Source organism: Pseudonocardia sp. SID8383 (genome assembly GCF_009864975.1).
Classification (GTDB): domain Bacteria; phylum Actinomycetota; class Actinomycetes; order Mycobacteriales; family Pseudonocardiaceae; genus Pseudonocardia; species Pseudonocardia alni.
Genome location: NZ_WWFY01000128.1, coordinates 1 through 7,552 on the forward strand (window position 1 = coordinate 1; position 7,552 = coordinate 7,552).

Annotated in this window: 7 protein-coding genes and 1 pseudogene; 5 read left to right on the top strand and 3 right to left on the bottom strand. The window is 72.2% G+C overall.

Annotated features, from left to right (window positions below):
* Positions 1 to 273: pseudogene (locus GTW08_RS03000) on the bottom strand (Hsp70 family protein); the annotation flags it as partial.
* A 241-nt stretch (positions 274 to 514) separates the two neighbouring features.
* On the opposite strand from GTW08_RS03000, the gene GTW08_RS03005 reads away from it, so the two are divergent.
* From GTW08_RS03005 to GTW08_RS03020, 4 genes are all read left to right on the top strand, one after another.
* Positions 515 to 1,363, top strand: coding sequence for a hypothetical protein (locus GTW08_RS03005; protein ID WP_073576078.1), 849 nt, complete (start codon positions 515 to 517; stop codon positions 1,361 to 1,363).
* Positions 1,364 to 1,476: 113 nt separating this feature from the next.
* Positions 1,477 to 2,286 (top strand): IniB N-terminal domain-containing protein, encoded by an 810-nt coding sequence (locus GTW08_RS03010; RefSeq protein ID WP_073576079.1) that lies wholly within the window; start codon positions 1,477 to 1,479, stop codon positions 2,284 to 2,286.
* Between the two features lie 183 nt (positions 2,287 to 2,469).
* The gene (locus tag GTW08_RS03015; RefSeq protein ID WP_083658704.1) at positions 2,470 to 4,299 is read left to right on the top strand and encodes a dynamin family protein; all 1,830 of its coding nucleotides are present in this window, start codon (positions 2,470 to 2,472) and stop codon (positions 4,297 to 4,299) included.
* Positions 4,296 to 5,774, top strand: a complete 1,479-nt coding sequence (locus tag GTW08_RS03020; RefSeq protein ID WP_073576081.1) for a dynamin family protein — start codon at positions 4,296 to 4,298, stop codon at positions 5,772 to 5,774. Before GTW08_RS03015 ends, GTW08_RS03020 begins: the two co-directional genes overlap by 4 nt.
* An 18-nt stretch (positions 5,775 to 5,792) precedes the next feature.
* Here GTW08_RS03020 and GTW08_RS03025 read toward each other — a convergent pair whose 3' ends face one another.
* Positions 5,793 to 6,242, bottom strand: a complete 450-nt coding sequence (locus GTW08_RS03025; protein WP_073576082.1) for a MarR family winged helix-turn-helix transcriptional regulator — start codon at positions 6,240 to 6,242, stop codon at positions 5,793 to 5,795.
* Between the two features lie 145 nt (positions 6,243 to 6,387).
* On the opposite strand from GTW08_RS03025, the gene GTW08_RS03030 reads away from it, so the two are divergent.
* Positions 6,388 to 7,179: an SDR family NAD(P)-dependent oxidoreductase gene (locus tag GTW08_RS03030; RefSeq protein WP_073576083.1), complete on the top strand. Its 792-nt coding sequence runs from the start codon at positions 6,388 to 6,390 to the stop codon at positions 7,177 to 7,179.
* Between the two features lie 9 nt (positions 7,180 to 7,188).
* On the opposite strand, the gene GTW08_RS03035 is transcribed toward GTW08_RS03030, so the two are convergent.
* Positions 7,189 to 7,552 (bottom strand): helix-turn-helix domain-containing protein (locus GTW08_RS03035; RefSeq protein WP_161151380.1); only part of this gene is annotated, 364 nt, incomplete at its 5' end.

Here is a 7,552-nt window from a genome sequence, read left to right on the forward strand (position 1 = left end):
GGCCGCGTAGGCGTAGCCGCCCAGCGACAGCGGGGTCGGGTCCCCGACCCGGTCGAGGAAGCCGCGTGCGACGCGGTCCGGCTCGGCCGGGGCCCGGCGACGGGCGGGCTCACCGCACAGCAGGTCACCCCCGGGCGTCGCGACGAGCACCGCCGGGAGCACGTCGCTCCCGTCGCGGCCCCCCAGCCGCACGGGCTCCGCGGCACCGCCCGTGCGCAGCACGGCCGCGGTCACCGAGGTCGCCCCCAGGTCGATCCCGAGCAGGTACGACATCACTGCTCCCCCCTCGTCGAACCGGCACGCCGGCGTGGTCCTCTCCGAAACCCATCGACGGGGGCCGCCCCGGTGTTAGCCCGTGCGGCGCAGCAGTTCGAGGTTGGGGACCGATCCCCTAACGGCCCCCCCACGGACCCGGAGCGATCCCCGATGGCCGGACCCGGCGGCGCCCCTAGCTTTCTCGTCATCACCGGCCGACACCACGACCGGTACCCACCTCACTGCCCCGGAGGCAACCATGGCCGGCCGCGATCTCTCTCTCGTCGAGTTCGTCAAGATCATCCTCGGGCTCGGCCCGGACAAGGACGAGAACATCGAGCTGCGCGACTGGTTCCTGAAGGACCCCGACGCCGCGCTCGAGTACCACGGTCTCGGACACCTGACCGCCGAGGACGTCCGCGACGCCGCCGTCCTGCTCCAGGACAACGACACCGTGTCGTTCGACCGCAGCTACGACACCGGCTTCGACTGGGACCACGGCAATGCCGGCTGGGCCTGGAAGGCCGGCTCGGAGGGCCACCACGAGGGCGGCCACAAGCACGGCGCGGAGCACGAGAAGGTCCACGTCAAGGACAACTTCTACGAGTACGACGTCAACGACCGCGACACCGTCGTCGACAACTCGATCAACCAGAACATCGACACCGACGGCGGCGACTTCCGCCAGACGATCGAGACCAACTCGGTGACCGCCTCCGGCGACGGCGCCGTGGCCGCCGGCCGCGACATCGAGGACTCGACCATCACCACCGGCAACGGCAACGCGGTGGGCGACGGCAACGCCGTGGTCAACGGCGACGACAACCAGGTCGCCTTCGGCGACGGCTCCTCGGCCGACTCCTACGGCGACATCACCGCCGACGACGGCGGCGCCGTCGCCATCGGCGGCGGCGACGCCGACGGCGACAACTCGGTGAACGACTCCTTCAACGAGGAGACCACCACGACCACGACGACGAACGAGACCAGCTTCGAGGACTCGTTCAACACCACCATCGACGACTCGGTGGAGAACACCACCACCGACAGCGGCAACACCAACATCGGCAACGGCCTCGAGGCGAACGTCGACCTCGACATCGCCTGACCCGACTCCCGTAGTGACCGAGCGGGCCGGACACCGGCTCCGGCCCGCTCACCCCGCCACCACCGTCTTCCGTCGCCCGCCCGAGCGCGACGGCACCCCCTGAGGAGAACGCCATGTCCGCCGAGAAGACCCTGATCCAGTTCATCCTGGACCTGCTGAAGGACCCGAAGCTCCTGGCCGAGTTCAAGGACGACCCCCAGGGCCTGCTCGCCCAGTGCGGCCTGTCCGACGTCTCCGCCGAGGACGTCCGCGACGCGATCGTCCTGGCCCAGGACAACGACGAGGTCTCCTTCGACCGCGACTACAACACCGGCGGCGGCCACGGCGGCGGCCACCACCACACCCCGCCGCCGCCGCCCGTGCACCACGGCGAGGACCCGGTCAAGTACATCGACAAGTACGTGACCAACAACCACTACACCTACAACGTCGACGACCGCGACACCATCGTCGACAACTCGATCAACCAGAACATCGACACCGGCGGCGGCGACTTCCGCCAGGACATCGACACCAACTCCGTCGTCGCGTCCGGCGACGGTGCGGTGGCCGCCGGCGACGACATCCGCGACTCGACCATCACCACCGGTGACGGCAACGCGGTGGGCGACGGCAACGCCGTGGTCAACGGCGACGACAACCAGGTCGCCTTCGGCGACGGCTCCTCGGCCGACTCCTACGGCGACATCACCGCCGACGACGGTGGCGCCGTCGCCATCGGCGGCGGCGACGCCGACGGTGACGACTCGGTGAACGACTCCTACAACTCGTCGGAGACCACCACCACCGACGAGACCACCACGTCGTTCGAGGACTCGTTCAACACCGACGTCGACAGCTCGACCTCGACCGTCACCGAGGACAGCGGCAACGTCAACGTGCTCAACGACGCCGACCTCGACGTCAACGCCTCGCTGCTCTGATCCTCGACACCCTGACGAGAAATCGTCCCTGCTCCGTCCGCGAGCAGTAGGATCGGCTGCACGGCCCATCGGCCCCGGCCACCCTCACGTGGGTGACCGGGGCCGATGACGTTGGTGTATCCATGACAGCGACGCGACGAGCGGTGACCGCACCGCTCCGGAGCGATGGGGGGCGCAACGCACGTGGCGGTACCGGAGGCGGTCGCGCTGGTCGACCTCGCCCTCAAGGCGGTCACGGCCTACGACCGTCCCGACCTCGCTCCCCGGCTGCGCCAGACCAGGACCAGGTTGTCGGACCCGGTGGTCCGGGTCCTCGTGGTGGGCGAGTTCAAGCAGGGCAAGAGCCAGCTCGTGAACGCCCTGGTGAACGCCGCCGTCTGTCCCGTCGACGACGACATCGCCACCGCCGTGCCGACCCTCGTCCGCTTCGGCGAGGAGACGTCGGTGACGCTGGTCCGTGAGATCGCCGGTACCGACGGGGCCGTGGCCGAGAAGGCCGAGCGGACGGTCGTCGGGTTGGACGAGCTCGCGGACCACGTGTCCGAGGGCGGCAACCCGGGCAACCGCGCCGGCCTGACCCGCGCCGAGGTGACGCTGCCCCGCAAGCTCCTGCAGAGCGGGCTCGCACTCGTGGACACCCCCGGGGTCGGTGGCCTGGGGTCGGCCCACGGTGCGGCCACGATGTCGGCCCTGCCCACGGCGGACGCCGTGCTGCTGGTCTCCGACGCCAGCCAGGAGTACACAGCTCCGGAGCTGGAGTTCCTGCAGGCGGCGCGCAAGCTGTGCCCCAATGTCGCCTGCGTCGTCACCAAGACCGACCTCTACCCGCACTGGCGCCGCATCGTGGAGCTGGACGAGGGTCACCTGCGGACCGCCGGGATCGACGCCCGGCTGCTGCCGGTCTCCTCCGCACTGCGGCTGCACGCGGCCCGTACCCAGGACCTCGACCTCATCGCGGAGTCCGGCTTCCAGGCGCTCACCAGCTTCCTGCTGCGCAAGGTCGTCTCCGCCGCCGACGACCTGGACCGCCGCTCGACCAGCCAGGACGTACTGGTCACCTGCCAGGCGCTGGAGTCGACGATGCGTGCCGAGCTCATGTCGCAGAACGACCCCGAGAAGGCCGGGCAGCTCGCCCGTGAGCTGGAGTCGGCCCGGTCACGCGTCGACGGGCTGCGTCAGCGGTCCGCACGCTGGCAGACCACGCTGAACGACGGCGTCGCCGACCTCATCGCCGACATCGACTACGACCTGCGCGACCGGCTGCGGGCCGTCTCGCGCGACGCCGAGCAGCTGCTCGAGGACGCCGACCCGGCCGACATCTGGGAACAGTTCGCCGAGTGGTTCCACAAGCAGGTCGCCCACGCCGTCGCGCAGAACTTCGTGTGGACCACCGAGCGGGCCCGCTGGCTCGCCGAGCAGGTCGCCGACCACTTCGCGGAGGCCGTCGACGTCACGCTGCCCGAACTCCGCGTGGCCGGCGGGTCGGTGGCCGGTCTGGTGGACCCGCTGGACATGCCCGCGGACGAGAAGTTCGGCGTCGGCCAGAAGCTCTTCGTCGGCGCCCGCGGTGGCTACGGCGGCATGCTGATGCTCGGCCTGGCCTCGACCGTCGCCGGGTTCGCTCTGCTCAATCCGGTCTCGGTCGGCGCGGGACTGCTGTTCGGTGCCAAGACCGTGCGCGACGAGAAGAAGCGCATGAAGCAGCGTCGCCAGGCCGAGTCGAAGAACGCGGTGCGCCGCCACATCGACGAGGTCACCTTCCAGGTCGGCAAGGACTCGCGGGACAACCTGCGCCGGATCCAGCGCGACCTGCGCGACCACTTCACCACCGTCGCCGACGAGCTGTCCGACGCGTTGAAGGAGTCGGTCTCGGCCGCCCAGACCGCCCTGAAGGACGACGCGTCGCGGCAGAAGCGCGTCGCGGACCTGGAGGCCGAGCTGAAGCGGGTGTCCGGCCTCGCCGAGCGGGCCCGCGCGCTGGCCGCGGCGGCCGGGGCGGAGGCGTCCGCGTGAGCGCGCTGACCGACCAGACCCGCGCGCTGCTGCGCCGCACCCTGGACGCCTACGGGGACTCGCCGCAGGCCGCCGGGTGGCTGCGCCACCATCTGGACCGGTTCGACGAGCCGCTGCGCGTCGCGATCGCCGGCAAGGTCAAGGCCGGCAAGTCCACACTGCTCAACGCCCTGGTCGGCGAACGGATCGCCCCCACCGACGCGGGCGAGTGCACCCGCATCGTCACCTGGTACGCCGACGCGCCCGCCCCGGGCGTACGGATGCACCTGCGCTCCGGCGCGGACCGCCCCCTCACCCTGGCCCGGCGCGACGGCGCGCTGCAGATCGACCTGCAGGGCGCCCGGGTGGAGGACGTCGACCGGCTGCACGTCGACTGGCCGTCGCAGCACCTGCGGCGCACCAACCTCATCGACACCCCCGGCATCGGGTCGCTGACCGCCGACGCGGCCGGCCGGGCCGGGGAGTTCCTGACGCCGGAGGACACACCGTCGCCCGCCGACGCCGTCGTCTACCTGATGCGTCACCTGCACGCCGGTGACGTGCGGTTCCTGGAGGCCTTCCACGACCGCGGCGTCGCCCGCGCGACCCCGGTGAACACCATCGCGGTGCTCTCCCGCGCCGACGAGATCGGCGTCGGCCGGCTCGACGCGCTCGTGTCGGCCCGCCGGATCGCGCGACGCTACCGCGGCGACGACAAGCTGCGCGGGCTGTGCCAGACCGTCGTCGCCGTCGCCGGGCTGCTCGCCGAGACCGCCCGCACCATGCGGCAGGACGAGTACGTCGCGCTCACCGAGCTGGCCGCGCTCCCGCGGGGCGACGTCGAGGCGCTGCTGCTCTCGGCCGACCGCTTCGGGCGCACCGAGCTCGACCGGCCCGACTCCGCCACCCGGATCGCGCTGCTGGAGCGGTTCGGCCTCTTCGGGGTCCGGCTCGGGACGACGCTGATCCGGCAGGGCGTGAAAGACCCGACCGCGCTGGCCGACGACCTGGTGCGCCGCTCCGGTCTCGACGAGCTGCGCTCGGTGCTCGACACCCAGTTCTCCGAGCGCCGCGACCTGCTCAAAGCCCGCTCCGCGCTGCTCGCCGTCGACCTTGTGCTGACCCGCGAGCCCCGCCCGGCGACGGCCGCGCTGCGTGCCGAGGTGGAGCGGATCCTGGCCGGGGCGCACGAGTTCGTCGAGCTACGGGCGCTGGCCGACCTGCGCGCCGGCAAGATCGTGTTCCCGCCCGAGGCACTCGCCGACGCCGAACGGCTGCTCGGCGGTGAGGGCGGATCGGCGGCGGCCCGGCTCGGGCTCGACGGTGCCGCGGGTCCGCGCGAGGTCCACGACGCCGCCTCCGAGGCGCTGCGCCGCTGGAGGCGGCGGGCGGAGAGCCCGCTGACCGGGCGGGCGTCGGCGGAGGCCGCGCGGATCGTGGTGCGGTCCTGCGAGGGACTGCTCGCCGAGGCGTCCCGCACGCACGCGCACCACTGAGGGATCAGGGCCGAGGGATCAGGTCGTCGCGTCGAGGGCGTGCAACGCCGCGACCAGCGGGGCCAGCTCAGGGCGTGTCGCCGCGTCGACCAGCGCCTGTTCCAACGCCCGGTCGTGGCCCGGACGGGCGCTCTCCAGGAGCCGGCGCCCCTGCTCGGTGAGCTCGGTGTAGACCCCGCGGCGATCGGTGGGGCACAGGTACCGCTGCAGCAGCCCCCGGTCCTCCAGCCTGCCGACCAGCCGGGTCGTCGCCGACTGGCTGAGCACCACCACCGACGAGAGTTGGGCCATCCGCAGGTGGAAGCCGTCCTGGCGGGCCAGCGCGTCGAGCACGGTGTACTCCACCACCGACAGCCCGTAGGAGCGCTGCAACGCCCGCTCAAGGTCGTCCTGCAACCGGGCGTGCAGGGCGGCCAGGGTGCGCCACCCCCGCGCCCGCGTCTCGACCGCGTCGTCGTCGAGCGACATGGCGTGCCTCCCCTTCGGACCGGGTGACGGTGCTACGTTGTCGGCGTCGGCAATAACCAGCGTGTGCAACTATCAGCGTGCGCCGACTGTTGCACGTGCCGACACCACGATACGAGACGGCCACCCCGACTCCTGGAGAGAAGCCATGCACCTCGACCTCACCGGCCGGACCGCCCTCGTCACCGGCTCCACCCAGGGCATCGGACTCGCCATCGCCGTCGACCTCGCCCGCGCGGGCGCCCGGGTCGCGGTCAACGGCCGGACCGCGGAACGGGTCGACGCGGCCGTCGCCCGGGTGCGCGACGAGTCCGGCGGAGAGGTCGTCGGCGTGGCAGCCGACGTCACCACCGACGAGGGCACCGCGACCCTCGCGACGGAGCTGCCCGAGGTCGACGTCCTGGTCAACAACCTGGGCATCTTCGGTGCCCAGGAAGCCCTCACCATCACCGACGACGACTGGCGCCGCTACTTCGAGGTCAACGTCCTGACCGCGGCCCGCCTCATCCGGACCTACCTGCCCGGCATGCGCGACCGCGGCTGGGGCCGCATCCAGAACATCGCCAGCGACTCCGCGGTCGTCATCCCGGCCGAGATGATCCACTACGGCGTGTCCAAGACGGCGCTGCTCGCGCTGTCCCGCGGGTTCGCCAAGGAGGCGGCCGGCAGCGGGGTCACCGTCAACTCGGTGATCGCCGGACCGACGCACACCGCGGGCGTCGAGGACTTCGTGTACCAGCTGGTGGACCCGGCCCTGCCCTGGGACGAGGCGCAGCGCGAGTTCATGCGCACCCACCGGCCCCAGTCGCTGATCCAGCGGCTGATCGAGCCCGAGGAGATCGCCCACATGGTGACCTACCTGGCGTCGCCGCTGGCCTCCGCCACGACCGGGGCCGCGGTCCGCGTGGACGGCGGCTACGTCGACTCGATCCTGCCCTGACCGGGCGGGTCAGCCGCGGTCGCCCAGGATCCGGCGGAGCTCGTCGAGCAGCTCGCTGCGGCCGCCCACCCCGAGACGCTGACGCATCCGGGCCACGTGGTGCTCGACGGTCTTCGCCGAGATGAACAGCGCCTCACCGATCTCGCGCTGGGTGCGCCCCTGCACGACGAGCTCGGCGACCTCCAGCTCGCGCTCGGACAGCAGACCCGACCCGGACGGTTCCGGGGCGGCCTCGACGGGCGCCGGGGCCGCGGCGGCGGGCTCCTCCGTGACCGGGCCGAGCTCCTCCGCGAGGGGCGGGAGGGTCCCCTGGCGCAGGTCCGTCCCCGCCGCCTGCAGCGCCCGCGCGCAGGCCAGCAGGGCGGACACCGCG